Below are 16,376 nucleotides of genomic sequence, written 5' to 3'. Positions count from 1 at the left end.
ATGTGTGGAACGCTACTGTTTCTTCAGCGGCATCTGTGCCTTCTTGTCGTCATAGACTTTCGGCGGCACCAGATCTTTGTCAAGATCGATCTGATTTCGATCGGTCTTCGGTACGTGTACATTCGCCGACGACGGATGCTTGGAAGCAGGTTCGGTCGATGCCGATGCAGACGTATGTTCGGCAGATGCCGGAGGCACAGTCGGTTGCTGTGTATGAGTGGCAGACGGTTGGGAGACGGTCGGGGCCGATTTCGGCGACTGATCGGTACTTGGCTGGCTGACGAGGAAATACAGGAGCCATGCGATGATCAACACGACGCCTGCCAGGACGAAGTAGATCACGTTATTATCTGCTCGGGTTGGCGGCGTTTCGTTGAGGAGAACCTCCAGGGGCGCTACGGAGACTGCGGGAAGATCGAGTTGTTGCGAGAGCGAGTCGCGGTCGGCGACGAGGGTGCGCTGAATGAACGTTTCGAATTCGATGTCGTCGCGAAGCGCCGGGTCGGCGTCGATCGATGCGTGCGCGACGATCTGTTCGCGCTCGGCAGGCGCGGCATCGACATATCGTGCAATCAATAATTCGCGGTCGCTCATCGGTTCTTCGATATCGTATCGCGTGTAATCGGCACTCCCTCGCGCTCGGCGAGCGAGCGGACAATCTCTCGCAATTTGGCTCTGGCGCGTGACGCCTTTGTCCAGACAGCTTCCGGGCTCTTCGACTGCATGACTGCAATCTCATCGTATCCGTAGCCAAGATATGTATGCATCACGAGCAATTCGCGATCTTCCGGGGTTAGTCGTTCGAGCGCCAGCACGACAATATCTTCCAGATGACTTCGTTCGTTGCTCTCGGCGATCGGATGCAGATCCTCGGGGAGTTTGCCGATCTCGATCGAATCGCGGCGCGCCCGCAACCGGTCGAAGCACAAGTGTCTGGCGATCGTAAACAAATAACCGGCCACATGGCTGACGGTCTGGGGGGTGGCGCGTTGCTCGATCACGCGAGCCCATACGTCTTGCGCAACATCGGTTGCCTCCTCGTGCGCCGACAGCATCCGGTACGCATAGAGCGTCAACCGTTTGTTATAGCGTTCGTAAAGTCTGCGCAAGGCCTCATTATCCCCCGCCAGAGCTTGGCTGAGAAGTAGGGTGTCTGAGGTGTGCGACTCCGATACGTGCACGCTGATCGCTATAGTATAAGACGACGAATTAGGCCAAACCTTACACACAGAAGGAAGAAATAATTCGCAAGTGTGATGTAAGGTTCGTTGGGGATGTTGCGTCTTGAGGGTATAACGGCCCAATTGTCTCGGGCCGAATACACGTCAACGCACTACCCAAATGAACAAACGAACGTGGTTCGATCTGGCCCTTGCGCTTCTCGTTACGACGGGGCTCATCGGTCTGACAAGCTGTAAAGACAGCCTTCCGCCTGCCGCGGATAATACTGCCTCGAAATCGATGATCGCATGGTACAAGCTCGATCAGAATGCCGCCGACTCCAGCGGCAACGGTCACAATGGTACCGCGCAGGGCGGCTCTTACGTCCCGGACCGGTTCGGTGGCGCGCAGAGTGCTCTGAGCCTCGACGGTTCGTCGTTCGTCAGTGTGAACGACGCAACCGATCTCGATTTCGATTCGCTGGCTTCGTTCACTGTCTCCACATGGATCAAAACGACCGATACCTCCTCCAACTATCGCGGGATCATTTCCAAAGGGCCGGTGAATGGTCAGCTCCCGGGCTATGCGATCGGGATGGATAAGAACGGGAAAGTTCTGGCGACGGTCTCGGGCGATCGCAACCCAACGATGCGCAGCACGACATCGGTCAATAATGGCGGCTGGCACATGATCACGCTCATCGTAGAGGCGAATACCCTCAGTGCGCTCTTTATCGATGGGTCGCTTGAAGCGAGCTTTCCGTTGACGACCTTTTATCCGGACCGCAACAATACGGCCTATCTCTTTATCGGCAAGGATCGTACGTCGTCGAATTTCTTTACCGGTGTGGTTGACGATGTTCGTATCTACGGCAAGGCGCTTCTGCCTTCGGATGTCGTGAGCTTGTTCACCGAAGGCGGTTGGATCGGCGATACGACGTCAACGCCCGTCGATACCTCCAGCGGCGGCGGCGGTGGCGGAACCCCCACCTACGGTGCCAACACCCTCGCAAATCCCAGTTTCCGTACATCGTATACCAGTACAGGCTACATCGACAATACCACATTCCCGCCGTGGGATGTGGCCTACGGCAACCCTCGCTTCGGCGCAGGTGTCGGCGCAGATTCAATTCCGGGATACGCGTACCTTTGGGGTACCTCGGATGATGGAAATGCCATCTGGCAGCCGCTTTCGACCCCCATCAAGAAGGGCCACACATATCAGGTGAACTTCAAAATGAAGTCAAATTCGGCGGCTGGGGATTGGCACAATCAAAGATATGTGATCGTCCGATTCCTTGCGTTCAACCAGAACCCCGGCGGCATGCATTGGCAGCTCGTGCCCGGGCAGGTCGCGCAGATCGGGAAGTTCACGCTAAATCAGATGGATATCTGGGATGACCGAACCTCGCTCGATTGGACGGCCGACGCAGATTACGCAAACCTCGAGATCGACGCCTCGACACTCGTTTCCGGAAATGGCAACGAGAGTTGGGTGGCGATCGATGTAGTCAGTTTGCGAGAAAAACAGTAATCTTTTCAATACCCAGTTTCATCATCACCATCCGAACGAACGCCGGTCCTTCCACCTAGGTGGAGGACCGGCGCTTCGTTTTGTGCTAAACCGCTTTCGGTATTTCGCGGTTTAATCGCACTTGCAGCCCTTCGCAGAATTGATATGGAGCCGATGGAAGTATGCACTGCCCGTATGGGGCATGATGCTGCTGTTCGTGTTCCCCAACCGTGGTGCTACACAAACGATAGCGCTCGAGCCTGTGCTTAACTATGAGTACGGCTATCCCTTGGCGATCGAACGAGCGCCGGGCATCATCAATACATTCCCAACGTCCGGTACCGGATCGAGTTACCAGCACACGATAGGGATTGGAGTCGCGCTCACTATGCCCGACCTTTTCTCGGTGCAACTTGGGCTCTCGCCGCAGCTCCAATACAGACTTGGCTTCGGCACGTTCACATCCGAGTCCTTCCCCGGAAACGGATACGATACAAGCGTGACCCTGATCAAGACCTCGAATCATTTTACGGTCATTTCCACGATCCATTCGCTCGATCTCTCGCTCCCGTTCGAGTTTCGATCGGGATCCTTTGGCGCAGCGTTCGGTTCGTGGGCAAGTGTCGAACTTTCGCGTTCGATCGTCGGCACAGTGTATGTCGATTCTCCAATTGTCCCGGCATTTCCGGCGGGCGGCACGTCGCGCGAATTCGCACGCGGAGATAGTATTTCAGTGGGGCATACCCACTACGGACTGGAGGCCGGAGTATTTACCGATATCCCACTCTCGCAATCGCTTCAAATGGAGCCGCGGCTCTATGGACGTGTTGACCTTGCAAGTACGTCGACCATCGGCACGAAAGCGCTCAGCGCCGGCCTGTCGCTATCGCTTGTGCCCGTGATCCAGCCACACCGTGCCGTCCCGCCTCCGGCCGATACTGTCCTGTCGAGACCACACGCGATTGCGACCCGACTCGAGGCGAATGTGCACTTTACCAAAAACGGGGTTCGGCACGAAGCGAACACCCCGATCGAAGTTGCGGGTGTAGAATCGTACTATCGGCAGTATGTGCAGATCCCTTCCTATCTCGTCTTTCCACCAACGGCCGCTACGCTGCCTCCTTTGTACGAGCAGATTCAAGCAACGGAGGCCGCATCGTTTTCTCCTGCTTCGCTCACTCGAGCAGCGCTCGGTGCATTCGCCAAGAACCTGTTGAATATCGTCGGGTATCGTATGAGCACCGATACCGGCATTGTTCTTACACTCGAATGTAGTTCAACTCATGCTGCAGATCCGTTAGCATCGGAGCGCATCAATGCTGTAAAAACATATTTGCGATCGACGTGGGGAGTGCCATCTCGCCGGGTTCGATCGGTCATCGATCCGCATGGACGTTCGAGTGCCAGCGCAGATACGATCCGAATCATCACCACCTCGCTCGTTGCGCCTGTTGCGACGCAGTGGATCGAGCGCAGTTACGTCATACCCCACATGGGAATCGATAAGGCGATTATTGCCGAGCACGGTCTCCGATCCTGGGATATCGAAGTGCGGCAAGCGCAGCACATACTGGCGCATTTCAGCGACCGCGAAAATGCGGACGGGGCCGATATCGCGAATTTCGATTTAGCGCCGGACACCGTTCGTGCGGCGCACTCGACGGAGCCGGAGCCGTTAGTCGCATCCATACGAGCCACCGATCTTGACGCAGAGGTCGCGACCGATGCCGACACGCTGCGACTGCCGAGTTACGCGGAGCAAGACAAGAATATGACGCAGCAGGAAGTGCTTACATTCGTATTCCTTCCACAGAGCGGCCCCGCATCCGACGCGCTGACCGATGCGATGTTCGCGAAACTGCTCTCGCTCATCGGGCCCGATGCGCAGATCTCCGTTCGATATCCTCTGCCCACCTCCGGGGCGACTCCGGCCGATGCACTTGCGATTACCGAGCGACTCGTCGCCGAACTGAAGCGCCGGACCGATCTTCATCCGGACCTGCATCTAAAACCACGATCGAGCGACGATGTCGACGCGCCACCTTACGATCGGTCGGTGCGAATTCGTATTCGCCAGTCGAGGTAAGTTCGTTGCCTCTGACGGGACGAACAACGCACAACGGCTGTTATCATCCCATTCAGCTAATTACCCTTCGCATGCAACTCACGATCGGACCGTACACGATCACTCCGCTCGAAACCGGACGCTTCGCCCTCGATGGCGGCGCGATGTTCGGCGTCGTCCCAAAGAATCTCTGGAGCCGAACCAACCCGCCCGATGAACAGAACCGCATTCCGATGGCGATGCGGTCGCTGCTGGTACAGGGCAATGGCAAGAACATTCTGATCGATACAGGCATGGGCCAGAAGTACGACGAGAAGAACCGGTCGATCTATAAGTACGATAATGAGACCGGCACACTCGAGTCGTCGCTTGCAACGATGGGGCTTACGCCTGCCGACATTACCGACGTGATCCAAACGCATTGCCATTTCGATCACTGTGGCGGCGCGGTGACGCAAACGGCCGACGGCAAACTGGTGCCGACGTTCGCGAATGCGAAGTACTACGTTCAGAAAGAGCATCTGGCCTGGGCGCGCAAGCCGACCGAGAAGGATCGTGCGAGCTTCATGAAAAACGACTACGAGCCGCTTGTCGCCGAAGGCATGCTCACCGAGCTTGACGGGCCTGGCGAAATCTTCCCGGGTATCGAACTGCATATCTTCAACGGCCACACCAAAGCGCAGCAACTGCCGCTCATTACCGACGGCACGACGAAGCTCTTTTTCTGTGCCGATCTTGTCCCGACGAAGGCGCATATCAATTTCCCCTACATCATGGGCTACGATAACTGGCCGTTGACGACACTTGAGGAGAAGAAGAAATACGTGCCGCGTATGCACGAGGAACAATGGCTTCTTCTGCTCGAACACGATCCATCCGATGCCATCGTCCGTGTCGAAGCGACGGAGAAGGGCTTCAAAGCTGTCGCGATTTCGGAGTAACGAGTGTAAAAGAACGAGTGACGCGTGGAGCGGTCTGAACTAACACGGCGTGTGAAGGAGATCGCTCTCGAAGCTGGCTTCACGACCGTTGGCGTTGCATCCGCCGAACCGTTCGACGAAGCAGCGTCACGCTTCGAAGCATGGGTTGATAGCGGCGCGCACGGCCTAATGCAGTACCTCGAACGCGGCCGTGAAGAGCGGCGTGACGTTCGAAACATATTTCCCTCGGCTAAGAGCATTCTCGCACTGTCGCTGAATTACTTCCATCCGAATCCTACGCCCGAAGCGCCGCATCTAAAAGTTAGCCGCTACGCGTGGGGCGACGACTATCACGAGATCATTCGTGATATGCTCGCTGATCTGTTGTCAAAGATTAAGACGCTCGTACCGGAAGCGGAGGGACGCTACTACGTCGATACCGGCCCGGTGATGGACAAAGCCGTTGCCGAACGTGCCGGCATCGGCTGGATCGGCAAGCATACGAACGTGATCACGCGCGAGGTCGGCTCGTGGGTGTTTCTCGCCGAGATCATCTTGTCGCTCGATCTCGAACCGGATACTCCTGCCACCGACCGGTGCGGAACATGCAATCGTTGTATAGATGCATGCCCGACCGATGCGATTACGGGGCCGTATCAGCTCGATGCGACGAAGTGCATTTCGTATCTGACGATCGAGCTCAAAGCGGAACACGAGATCCCGTCCGAGTTCGACGGCAAGCTCGACGGTTGGCTCTTCGGCTGCGACGTGTGCCAGGATGTGTGCCCGTGGAACCGTTTCGCCCGAACGTCACCTTTAAGCGCGTTCGCCCCACGCGAGAAGAATCTGCGGCTCACCGCCGACGATGTTCTCGCGATGGAGCAGGAAGAATATTCGCGGGCGTTCAAGAACTCGCCCGTCAAACGAACAAAGCTCGCCGGCTTGAAACGCAATGTGCGGGCGTTGCTACGTTCCGGAAGCAAGCAGTAATCGATCCGTGCCGATCCGCACGATCCGCGTTCATCCGTGGCCAAACGTATCAAGCCACGGATGAACACAGATGAGACGGATATCCACGGATATTTATCGAATCCATTATGCACAAAGTAATCGTCATCGGCTCCGGCCCGGCAGGTCTTACGGCAGCACTCTACTCCGCTCGCGCGAATCTGAGCCCGATCGTCTTCGAAGGCGATCAGCCCGGCGGACAGCTCACGATCACGACCGAGGTCGAGAACTACCCCGGCTTCGAGCATGGCATTCAAGGCCCGGAGATGATGAACATCTTCCGCAAACAAGCGCAGCGTTTCGGAGCGGAGTGTCACTTCGATACCGTTACGAAGGTTGACTTCTCCGCACGACCGTTCAAAGTCTGGCGCGGCGATAACATGGACGAAGCAGAAACTGTGATCGTTGCGACCGGCGCTCGCGCAAAGCTCCTCGGCATCGAATCGGAGCAGACGTACTTCGGATATGGTGTCAGTGCATGCGCGACATGCGACGGCTTCTTCTTCCGCAATCAAGAAGTGCTTGTCGTCGGCGGTGGCGATACGGCAATGGAGGAAGCCAACTACCTGACAAATTTCTGTACGAAGGTGACGCTCGTGCATCGCCGCAATGAATTCCGCGCGTCACAGATCATGCTCGACCGCGTGAAAGCGAATCCGAAAGTCGAGTTCTTGCTCGATTCCGAGATCGCCGAAGTGCTCGGCACGAGCGACGACCTCGGTCGCAAGACGGTTACGGGTGCGAAGATTCGCAACACGAAAACCGGCGAGATCACCGAGATGAAGACCAACGGCATCTTCGTCGCGATCGGCCACGAACCGAACACCTCGCTCTTCAAAGGTATTCTCGAGATGGACGAGACGGGCTACCTCATCACGAAGGGCAAGTCGAGCTACACGAACATCCCGGGTGTATTCGCCTGTGGCGACTGCCAGGACCACGTCTATCGTCAGGCTATCACCGCCGCTGGCTCCGGCTGCACCGCCGCGATCGACGCCGAGCGCTTCATCGCGCACAACCCGCTGTAGACATGCAGTAGCACGGACTCTCAGTCCGTGTATTCGCTCGGTAGGACGGACTCTTAGTCCGTCCCCCCGACGCGCAGCGCTCGGGCACCCCATTGGTTGAGCGCCCAAACTACCCATCGTAAACCCGTTTTTTATCATCCGAACTCGGCTATTCAACACAATTTGAACCAACAAAAAAAGCCGGCGTTAGCCGGCTTTTGCATGATGATCATTCCTCCGCTTAGCCTGTCATTCTCAGCGAAGCGAAGAATCCCCTCAGGATTGCCTCTCGGATGAAGGATGCAGAATCCTATCCCACAAACATGCAGAGTAATAATAAACTAACCCCTTATTTTAGAAATTTAACATTACTGTTATCTGGTTGTTTGACAAGTACGGCTCTATGGTGACGATTTCGTTAATTTACCATGTATATTTGACTATTAATTGATACCATCCATTCGCCTCGTCATGATACAGTCCGTTCTTGGCTTCCTCGCCCTCCTACTTGTGATGTGGGTAATCAACCCAGGCAAAGCATGTGGTTATGGATACCATGGAATATACTTCGACTCTGTGAGAACTCTGGCAGCTGAGGATTCAGGGAGTTGCCGGATACTACAGCAACGCGGTGAGCAGTACCTCGATGCTTCTAACTTCTCGCTCGCGTACGACACACTACGCTCTTTTATCGAGCACTGCTATTTTGAGAAGTACGCCTTTGGTGAATTCGCACTGATCACGCAATCTTGTGCAGGGATGGACCAGCAAGGTACTAAACGTTGGTCGGCGTTTCGTCAATGGCTGAAGGACGTGCTTCACTTGAATTCCGATACGTCATACTTCTGTTCTGATCTTGAAGAGTATGCCGGTACCTTCTGCTTTCTTGATGAAAATGGCGCTGGTAACGACTACCGAACGACCATCGCAATACTGAGCTACCTTGCTGATTCTTTGCGTTGTCCGTACATAAACAATGCTATTCCCGGGTATTGGAAACATGAGGTGAAGCACTGGAAAGACACCGTGACCGACTCACTAAAGACTCCATTCGACTCGACGCTCCCGTCGCTCGATCAGATCGGGCAGACATTCTTGCGTGGCTTTAACGCGGATGTTGCTGCTGGGCCGGAAGGAAGCAAGAAGGCACTTCGTTCACTTCAAGCCGATCGCAACCCCTTCGGCGGCAATGCGGAGATCACGTACACAACATCGTTGCCCTGTGTCGCGAAGATGGAGGTGTACGATGCCCTCGGCAGACAAGCCTGGACCGAGGGGCAAGGCTATCTCGATGCAGGTGAACACCACCTGAAGATATCCACCACCGGCTGGTCGCCTGGCACCTACTACGCCCGTCTGACGACGATCAAAGGCGAGGTGCTGACGACGAAGCTGGTGTTTGAGAAATTGTGAGTTAATGGAACGAGTAACGAGTGGGGGGCTTCGGGAGGAGTCGCCCCGTTTTTGTTTGGTGGTGGGCGAGAGGGCGGGCGAGGCGTGCCTCGCCCCTACGGGTGGGTGGAGGCGTGGAGATGCTGCGGCTCCGCGGAAGGGATTCTTCGTCTGGCGCCTCAGAATGACTGGTGTGCGAAAGAGGGACGGACTGAGAGTCCGTCCTACTGCTGTATTACGTCCGGAGGACCGAATGAAACGTAGCCCACGATTTCAATCAAGGGCGGGTGGCGGGTCGGATGCGGAATGGGGGGAGGGCCCGGAGCGGGAGTAGAAGCATTGGCCACCGGCCGCGCGCTCGTTGCGATGTACGACCGCACGTTCATGTTCGCACAAAGCCTCATGCCGGCCATAAACGCGTTGCTGTTGGGCACACTGATGTACCGGTCTCGCTTGGTGCCGCGCCTACTTCCCACGATGAGTCTGATCGGCGCGCCGCTGCTCATCGCCGCGCAGATCGCTGCCTTGTTCGGCCTCATAGACCGGATATCCGCCGTGGCTGCCGTCGCCGCGCTGCCGATCGCGCTCTGGGAATTCTCGCTCGGCATGTGGCTGGTTGTCAAAGGATTCGATCCTTCCGCCAAGATCGTTTCGGAAGGCAATGGCTGAGAGGGGTCAGCCAACACCATCTGGGCGACCACTTCACTTCGAACGCATCTGCGATTCGTGCGATGCCACGCGCCGGCTATCACATCACTTCCAATACACTCTCCTCATGCTTATACGTGATCACACGGTGGATGCGGAGCGTGTTTGAATTGACGTGTGCCTGCAGGATCGGGCGAGCGATGAGCCGTTCCATTTGGTCTCTGAGCACTTTCAGCCCGGCAGCGATCGGCTCTCGAGCTTCGGCAAGGAGATCCCGAATTGAATGGACCTGCGCCGAATTCGGATGGTGGTGTGCCGCAGCATCTTCGATGATGCTGCACGATGGCTCGAACACCAGGTAAATGTCGGTGATCCCTTCCTGGAGCAGCAGGTACTCGAGTTGTTCTTGGAACCCCTGCTCTTCGAGATCGAGAATTCCTGCCGGGACCGAGAGGAAATATCCTTCACCCAAATTGCGCTCAAGCAGTCGTTCAAGCTGGCAGAACGGACACGCGAGGAATAACTTGTTCGCAGCGCGGTGACGATCGTCTGATCGGGCCTTTATGTTCTCGTTCATCGTATCGAATCGGCTGGTGCGGATGTGAAGGTCGATTACTGGCCCTGCCCGAGTGAGTACGCACGTTTGCCGTCAAACGTGTACAGGTTTTCGGTCTTGACCACGTCGATCTGTTTCGATTCGGCTTCTGCCAGTAGTTGGATGATGTGTTCTTTCGCCATCGTGTCCTGCTCCGGTGAAGTGAACCGGCAACGCCAGTGGTCGGTACAGAACGTCTCTTTGAACCCGTTGGGATAGACCTTGATCCCGCGGTTTGTGATCATTGACAGCTTCGATCGATCGGTATCCAACTCGTGCAGCGCCTGTGCGAGCGCATTCGGATCATTGCCCGACCAGTGCACGAAGAGATCGACACCGACAAGCTCCTTCTGCATCGCGGGTTTGCGGACATACTGCGGCAGACGAAGCACCGCCGACCTGTTGAGGTGGATCGCCTGTAATTGACGAGGAACCTCGCCGAGGCGTTCGATCACTGCGTTAGCAAACTCGATCGTACTGACCCGCTTTGTGCTGATGCCGGCCTGAAATACATCGAAGGTGTGTATCCCATCTTCGATCGTTCGCAGCCAGGCGTTATGAATGCGCTCGGCGACATCCGTTTGTCCAATGTGTCCGAGCATTTGGACGGCTCCCTGCAAGAGGCCGGAGGGATTCGCGATATTCTGTCCGGCAATGGTCGGCGCGGATCCATGGATCGCCTCGAACATTGCGCACTCCTCACCGATGTTCGAGGAACCGGCGAGACCCACCGAGCCGGTCAACTGCGCTGCCACATCGCTGAGGATGTCGCCGTAGAGATTCGGGGTCACGATCACGTCGAAGAGCTCGGGCGTGTCCGCCAGACGGGCTGCGCCGATGTCAATGATCCAGTGCTCATGCTCGAGTTCAGGATACTCTTCGGCGATCTCGAGAAACACTTGATGGAACAGGCCGTCGGTTTGCTTCATGATGTTGTCCTTCGTGAAGCAACTGACCTTCTTGCGGCCGTAGATCTTTGCATACTCGAATGCGTATCGGATGATCTTTTCGCATCCCGGCCGGCTGATCAGTTTGAGGCATTGCACCACTTCGTCGGTTTGTTGATGCTCGATACCGGCATAGAGATCTTCTTCATTCTCCCGGATGATGATGACATCCATCTTCGGGTGCTTTGTCTCGATGAACGGGTGCAGGCTAAAGCATGGGCGAATGTTCGCATAGAGCCCGAGTGCCTTTCGTGTTGTGACATTGAGGCTCTTGTATCCGCCGCCCTGCGGTGTCGTGATCGGTGCTTTCAGGAAGATCTTGTTCCTGCGGATGACATCCCATGCGTCGGCAGAGATACCCGCCGTGTTGCCGGCCCTATAGACCGATTCGCCGATCTCAATCTCGTCGATCTGCAGTTGTGCCCCTGCTGCCGTCAGCACTGACAGGGTGGCGTTCATGATCTCCGGCCCGATGCCGTCTCCGCGTGCGATTGTAATATTGGTCATGTGTTCTGTAAAATTACTTTGACACCAGACGCTTTTCGGCTCCTGGAAGTTCATAAAGGGAAGGTTAATAGAGTGATATATGTTATAAGGATTGCTTATGAACTACACTCTGCACCAACTGCGCATCTACCTCAAAGTCACGCAAACATTGAGTGTGACGAAGGCAGCAAACGAACTGCATCTGACTCAGCCCGCGGTGTCGATGCAATTGAAGAAGTTTCAGGAACAGTTTACGATTCCGCTGCTAGAGATGGTCAACAAGAAGATATTCGTCACGGAATTCGGGAAGGAGATCGCCCGAGCCGCTGAGGTCATCCTTGCCGAGGTACACGGTATTCAGTATAAGCTGCATCAGCATCGCGGGCTCTTGACCGGCAGGCTTCGGATTTCGGTTGTCTCTACGGGGAAGTACATCGCCCCGTATTTCCTCTCCGGGTTCATGAAACAGCATGAAGGGGTCGAACTGATGCTCGACGTGACGAACAAGGCGAGGGTCATCGAAAGCCTGGAAAAGAACGAGGTTGACTTCGCGCTCGTCAGTGTGATCCCCGAACATCTCAAGATCGAAAAGGTGGAGCTCATGCAGAACAAGTTGTTCCTGGTCGGAAACAGGGAGCAGCTCTTTCCAAAAAAGGAGTACGCCACAAAACTGCTTCAGACGATTCCGATCATCTACCGCGAGGAAGGATCCGGGACACGATACGTCATGGAGCGATTCTTCCGCAGAAACCGATTGGCAGTCACCAAGAAGATGGAGTTGACAAGCAATGAGGCAGTCAAGCAGGCAGTCATTGCCGGGCTCGGGTACTCCGTGATGCCGCTGATCGGACTCAAGAACGAGTTGAACGAGGGGCAGTTACAGATCGTCCCGGTGAAGGGTTTGCCCATGCGTTCGACGTGGAATCTGATCTGGCTCAAGGAGAAGCAGGCGCTGCCGGTGGCTGCGGCATACCTGGCGTATCTGAAAAAGGAAAAAGCGAACATCATTCGCGATCAGTTCGAATGGTGTGAGCAGTACTGAGCGTTCCATGACTTGCGGCCGATTGCCGCTATCTGAGGAATGCGGTCACCAAAATTTGCACCACGCCATAAATTGTAGTATATTTGTAATCCAGCGTGAATATGACCAGTTCGTAGCGCGCTGTATAAGTCACTGTTTCTCATACAGTTATCTCACTAAAGCAGCTTCTATTCTGACTGTTTGATACTGTTTTCTTTCTACAACCGAGCCGAGAAAGTCACAAACTTCTGACCCAGCGTATACTGAGTCGGGGGTGACTCTTAGATGTGGCGCAGGCCGCATCGGCACGGAGCTAAGAGAAGATGATTCAAACAAGGACAGAACCTACCAACGGAAGCGGCACCCACACTTCGGCGCCGAACACGACACGCAAACGCGTGCTCTTCCTGACGTACCGTTTTCCGTATCCGCTCGTCGGCGGCGACCGTGTCAAGAGCTATCATCTTCTTCGCCATCTCTCGACGATCGCCGACGTTGATCTCATCTCGCTCGATGAATGGGACACCGGTCACGGCGAGGCGCTCGAGCATCTGCGTTCGTTCTGCCACTCGGTGAAGGTCGTCCCGTTTCGCAAACGCGCTGCCGCGCTTCGCATCGTTCGTTCGCTTGCGAGCTCGACACCGATCGAAGCGGCGTACTACAACGACCCGCTCATGCAGCGAGCCGTTGACGAAGCGCTCATCTGCAACCACTACGATCTTGCCATCGGCTTCTTCATTCGCACGGCTTGCTATTTGAAGTATGCAACGGGCGTGACGAAAATGCTCATCGCCGAGGATTCACGTCTGCTCGCCGACGAACGCGCGACGAAGCATTTCTCTGCAAGCCCAGAGTATGTCGTGCGCCGCATCGATGCGCTTCGCTTGCGTCGTTACGAGCCTGCGCTGATGAAGCAGTTCGCCGTTACGACGTTCGTCGCTACGCCCGATGAAGAACGGGTGAAGGGTGTGGATCCGGCTGTTCGCACCGCCATCCTCACCAACGGCGTCGATCTCGAACGTTACGCATTCAACGACGGCGAGCGCGAGAATGCGATCTTGTTCGCCGGGCATCTCGGTATCTATCACAATCGCCGTATGGTCGAGCGTGTGCTCACGAGTATCTACCCGGCGATTCGTGCAGAGCGGCCGGACGTGAAGCTCTGGATCGCAGGCAAAGATCCGACCGACGACCTCGTGAAGCTCATCGCAGCGACTGACGGCGCGGAGCTCTTCCGCGACCCGGCCGATCTTGCACCGTTCTATGCGAAAGCGAAGGTGTTCGTGCATCCGCAGGATGTCGGCGCGGGCATTCAGAATAAATTGCTCGAAGCGATGGCCTCGGGTTGCCCCGTAGTCACGACGCCGATCGGCGCTTCGGGCATTGACGGCATCATCAACGGCATGCACGTCATGGTGAGCGAAACGGACGAAGAGTTTGTTCATAATGGGCTACGGTTGCTGGGCGATGCCAAGGAGTCTGCTTGGCTCGCGCGAAACAGCCGCACTCTCATCGAACGCAGATATAGCTGGGATCAAGTGTTTTCATCATTCGATGACATTATCGAAGGAATTGCGCCTAATTTCTTTACTGTAGGCGTCCCGAAGAGGGAAGCATTATCGTAATGGTACAGACAGGCAATCCGACCAGAGACCTTCGACGCGTGCGATCTGCACGGCTGTTGGCGCTTGCGATCGACCTCGCACTGCTCAACGTGTCGTTCCAACTCGCCTTCTTCGTTCGTTTTTCAATGTTCTTGTTCCAGGCGCCCTTCCTGCTCGAAGGCGCGCCGAGCGGCATTTACGGTCCACTCGAACTCTATATCACGGGCGCATGGCTCGTGATCTCGATCGCGGCGCGGCTCTATAGCCGCAACATGCACGCACCGGTCGGCCGCTTCGCCGATCTCTTCAAAGCGCTTGGGTTGCTCGCCACCGCCGTCTTGTTGCTCATCGTTGCGCAAGGTGGATACAACTTCTACTCGCGCGGCTTCCTGTTGTGGTTCTTTGTCTTCTCGACAACGGGCCTCGTGCTCTTTCGTTTGATCGTCAATTCGACGTCGAACTTCCTGCGCTCGGCCGATTTCAATGCGCGCGATATTCTCATCATCGGCGCAGGCCGCACGGGCGAGAAGTTCTATCATACCGTTTCGACGAATCCGAACTACGGCTACCGCGTCATCGGCTTCCTCGACGATAACGGTATCCAGAGTAAGGTTAGGCCGATGATCCTCGGCAAGCTCGGCGACCTCGAACGCATCACCGCAGCACAGGCCGTCGACGAGGTCGTGATCGCATTACCAAAAGCGAACGAAGAGACGATCGCACAGCTCGTCACGCAGTGCGAAGACAAGTGTATCCGAGTGAACGTGATTCCGAACGACTACGCAGCGTTCGAGGGCAAGCGCGTGATCGAAGAAGTCGGCGAGTTCTCTCTCGTACGCATGCGCGAAGCGCCGCTCGATCAGCCGATGAACAAGGTCATGAAGCGGCTCTTCGATATCGTCTTCAGTATCGTGCTGCTGATTGTAGTCTTTCCGCTGGTGTTCATTGTCAGCGGTCTGCTCATCAAGTTGTCGTCGAAAGGCCCGATCTTCTTCAAGCAACTTCGTACAGGCGAGGACGGCGCGCCGTTCGTCTGCTACAAATTCCGTACAATGCGCGATCTCGGCCGCGAAGTTGCCGATTCGGTACAAGCCGTGCCCGACGATCCGCGTCTGACCTGGATCGGCTCGATCCTTCGTCGCTCGAACCTCGACGAAATCCCGCAGTTCTGGAATGTGCTCAAAGGCGACATGTCGGTCGTCGGTCCGCGTCCGCATATGCTCAAGCATACCGAAGACTATCGTAAGATCATCGGTAATTATATGGTGCGTCACTTCGTCAAGCCGGGCGTGACAGGTTGGGCACAAGTGAACGGACTTCGCGGTGCGACCGAATCACCGGACAAGATGGAGCGCCGCGTGAAGCACGATGTGTATTATATCGAGAACTGGTCGTTCGGCTTCGATCTCGCGATCATCGGCCGCACCGTGCTGACCATGCTCGAAGGAGACAAGAACGCCTACTGATGCAGCGCGCAGTCTTTTTCGATCGTGACGGCGTCGTCAATACGCGCATCCTCGGCGGATATGTCACGAAGTGGGGCGAGTTCGAGTGGATGCCGGACGTCGGGGCAACGCTGCAACAGATCAAAGACCTTGGGTATCTCGCGATTATCATTACCAACCAGCGTGGTGTCGGGATTGGCAAAATGACCGGGGCCGATCTCGATGCGATCCATGAACGGATGCAAACCGAACTCATGCGCGAATTTGGCGTCCGCTTCGACGACATCATTTCCTGCACCGACGCAACGAACGATTCCGTTCGTCGCAAGCCGGCCCCGACGATGCTCTTCGAAGCACGTGACAAATGGGGGATTGACCTTGCCAGAAGTTATTTCGTCGGCGATTCGCCGAGCGATATCGAAGCCGGCCACCGTGCCGGAACGAAGACGGTGTTCCTCCTGAACGACCATGAAGCTGCGCCGGAGGATGCCGATGCGCAGATCGGAAGTTTGTCCGACCTCGTCGGCCTCTTGTCCTGAGAATCGCAACATCTCTCGGTGCGTAC

The 16,376-nt window shown here is 56.0% G+C and carries 15 protein-coding genes; 11 read left to right on the top strand and 4 right to left on the bottom strand.

Features of this window, described 5'->3' with window-relative positions; genetic code table 11:
• Positions 1-12: 12 nt before the first annotated feature.
• Entirely contained in the window at positions 13-594 is a 582-nt protein-coding gene (locus JSS75_11110) for a hypothetical protein (GenBank protein ID MBS1904245.1), read from the bottom strand.
• Positions 591-1,109, bottom strand: a complete 519-nt coding sequence (locus JSS75_11105; protein ID MBS1904244.1) for an RNA polymerase sigma factor — start codon at positions 1,107-1,109, stop codon at positions 591-593. The genes JSS75_11110 and JSS75_11105 overlap by 4 nt, the downstream gene beginning before the upstream one ends.
• Positions 1,110-1,341: 232 nt before the next feature.
• Between JSS75_11105 and JSS75_11100 the strand changes: the two genes are divergently transcribed.
• The 7 genes from JSS75_11100 (at position 1,342) to JSS75_11070 (ending at position 9,734) form a co-directional block, all read left to right on the top strand.
• Entirely contained in the window at positions 1,342-2,694 is a 1,353-nt protein-coding gene (locus tag JSS75_11100) for a LamG domain-containing protein (GenBank protein ID MBS1904243.1), read from the top strand.
• Between the two features lie 181 nt (positions 2,695-2,875).
• Positions 2,876-4,759, top strand: coding sequence for a hypothetical protein (locus JSS75_11095; GenBank protein ID MBS1904242.1), 1,884 nt, complete (start codon positions 2,876-2,878; stop codon positions 4,757-4,759).
• 71 nt (positions 4,760-4,830) lie between these two features.
• A complete protein-coding gene (locus JSS75_11090) occupies positions 4,831-5,679 on the top strand; it encodes an MBL fold metallo-hydrolase (GenBank protein ID MBS1904241.1) in 849 nt (282 codons plus the stop codon).
• 24 nt (positions 5,680-5,703) lie between these two features.
• Positions 5,704-6,648: a tRNA epoxyqueuosine(34) reductase QueG gene (queG, locus tag JSS75_11085; protein ID MBS1904240.1), complete on the top strand. Its 945-nt coding sequence runs from the start codon at positions 5,704-5,706 to the stop codon at positions 6,646-6,648.
• A 107-nt stretch (positions 6,649-6,755) separates the two neighbouring features.
• Positions 6,756-7,694 (top strand): thioredoxin-disulfide reductase, encoded by a 939-nt coding sequence (gene trxB, locus JSS75_11080; GenBank protein ID MBS1904239.1) that lies wholly within the window; start codon positions 6,756-6,758, stop codon positions 7,692-7,694.
• A gap of 555 nt (positions 7,695-8,249) precedes the next feature.
• Entirely contained in the window at positions 8,250-9,086 is an 837-nt protein-coding gene (locus tag JSS75_11075; GenBank protein MBS1904238.1) for a T9SS type A sorting domain-containing protein, read from the top strand.
• A 285-nt stretch (positions 9,087-9,371) separates the two neighbouring features.
• Positions 9,372-9,734 (top strand): DUF4386 domain-containing protein, encoded by a 363-nt coding sequence (locus JSS75_11070; protein MBS1904237.1) that lies wholly within the window; start codon positions 9,372-9,374, stop codon positions 9,732-9,734.
• 79 nt (positions 9,735-9,813) lie between these two features.
• Here JSS75_11070 and JSS75_11065 read toward each other — a convergent pair whose 3' ends face one another.
• Positions 9,814-10,290, bottom strand: coding sequence for a hypothetical protein (locus JSS75_11065; GenBank protein MBS1904236.1), 477 nt, complete (start codon positions 10,288-10,290; stop codon positions 9,814-9,816).
• A 35-nt stretch (positions 10,291-10,325) separates the two neighbouring features.
• Entirely contained in the window at positions 10,326-11,762 is a 1,437-nt protein-coding gene (locus JSS75_11060) for an NADP-dependent isocitrate dehydrogenase (protein MBS1904235.1), read from the bottom strand.
• Between the two features lie 97 nt (positions 11,763-11,859).
• On the opposite strand from JSS75_11060, the gene JSS75_11055 reads away from it, so the two are divergent.
• The 4 genes from JSS75_11055 (at position 11,860) to JSS75_11040 (ending at position 16,350) form a co-directional block, all read left to right on the top strand.
• Complete coding sequence (locus JSS75_11055; protein ID MBS1904234.1) at positions 11,860-12,783, top strand: LysR family transcriptional regulator; 924 nt, start codon at positions 11,860-11,862, stop codon at positions 12,781-12,783.
• 302 nt (positions 12,784-13,085) lie between these two features.
• Positions 13,086-14,387, top strand: a complete 1,302-nt coding sequence (locus JSS75_11050) for a glycosyltransferase (protein ID MBS1904233.1) — start codon at positions 13,086-13,088, stop codon at positions 14,385-14,387.
• A complete protein-coding gene (locus JSS75_11045; GenBank protein ID MBS1904232.1) occupies positions 14,387-15,832 on the top strand; it encodes an undecaprenyl-phosphate glucose phosphotransferase in 1,446 nt (481 codons plus the stop codon). Before JSS75_11050 ends, JSS75_11045 begins: the two co-directional genes overlap by 1 nt.
• Complete coding sequence (locus JSS75_11040) at positions 15,832-16,350, top strand: HAD-IIIA family hydrolase (GenBank protein MBS1904231.1); 519 nt, start codon at positions 15,832-15,834, stop codon at positions 16,348-16,350. The genes JSS75_11045 and JSS75_11040 overlap by 1 nt, the downstream gene beginning before the upstream one ends.
• Positions 16,351-16,376: the final 26 nt, after the last annotated feature.

The sequence above is a fragment of the Bacteroidota bacterium genome (assembly GCA_018266755.1).
Classification (GTDB): Bacteria; Bacteroidota; Ignavibacteria; order Palsa-1295; family Palsa-1295; genus JAFDZW01.
Note: the sequence above shows the minus strand (reverse complement) of the source record. Positions and strands in the feature narration are given on the sequence as shown.

Bases quoted from the DNA above. Each gene is read 5' to 3' on its own strand.
- JSS75_11110 (MBS1904245.1), bottom strand. From the start codon at position 594: ATGAGCGACCGCGAATTATTGATTGCACGATATGTCGATGCCGCGCCT.
- JSS75_11100 (MBS1904243.1), top strand. From the start codon at position 1,342: ATGAACAAACGAACGTGGTTCGATCTGGCCCTTGCGCTTCTCGTTACG.
- JSS75_11095 (MBS1904242.1), top strand. From the start codon at position 2,876: ATGATGCTGCTGTTCGTGTTCCCCAACCGTGGTGCTACACAAACGATA.
- JSS75_11090 (MBS1904241.1), top strand. From the start codon at position 4,831: ATGCAACTCACGATCGGACCGTACACGATCACTCCGCTCGAAACCGGA.
- trxB (MBS1904239.1), top strand. From the start codon at position 6,756: ATGCACAAAGTAATCGTCATCGGCTCCGGCCCGGCAGGTCTTACGGCA.
- JSS75_11070 (MBS1904237.1), top strand. From the start codon at position 9,372: ATGGGGGGAGGGCCCGGAGCGGGAGTAGAAGCATTGGCCACCGGCCGC.
- JSS75_11065 (MBS1904236.1), bottom strand. From the start codon at position 10,290: ATGAACGAGAACATAAAGGCCCGATCAGACGATCGTCACCGCGCTGCG.
- JSS75_11060 (MBS1904235.1), bottom strand. From the start codon at position 11,762: ATGACCAATATTACAATCGCACGCGGAGACGGCATCGGGCCGGAGATC.
- JSS75_11055 (MBS1904234.1), top strand. From the start codon at position 11,860: ATGAACTACACTCTGCACCAACTGCGCATCTACCTCAAAGTCACGCAA.
- JSS75_11050 (MBS1904233.1), top strand. From the start codon at position 13,086: ATGATTCAAACAAGGACAGAACCTACCAACGGAAGCGGCACCCACACT.
- JSS75_11045 (MBS1904232.1), top strand. From the start codon at position 14,387: ATGGTACAGACAGGCAATCCGACCAGAGACCTTCGACGCGTGCGATCT.
- JSS75_11040 (MBS1904231.1), top strand. From the start codon at position 15,832: ATGCAGCGCGCAGTCTTTTTCGATCGTGACGGCGTCGTCAATACGCGC.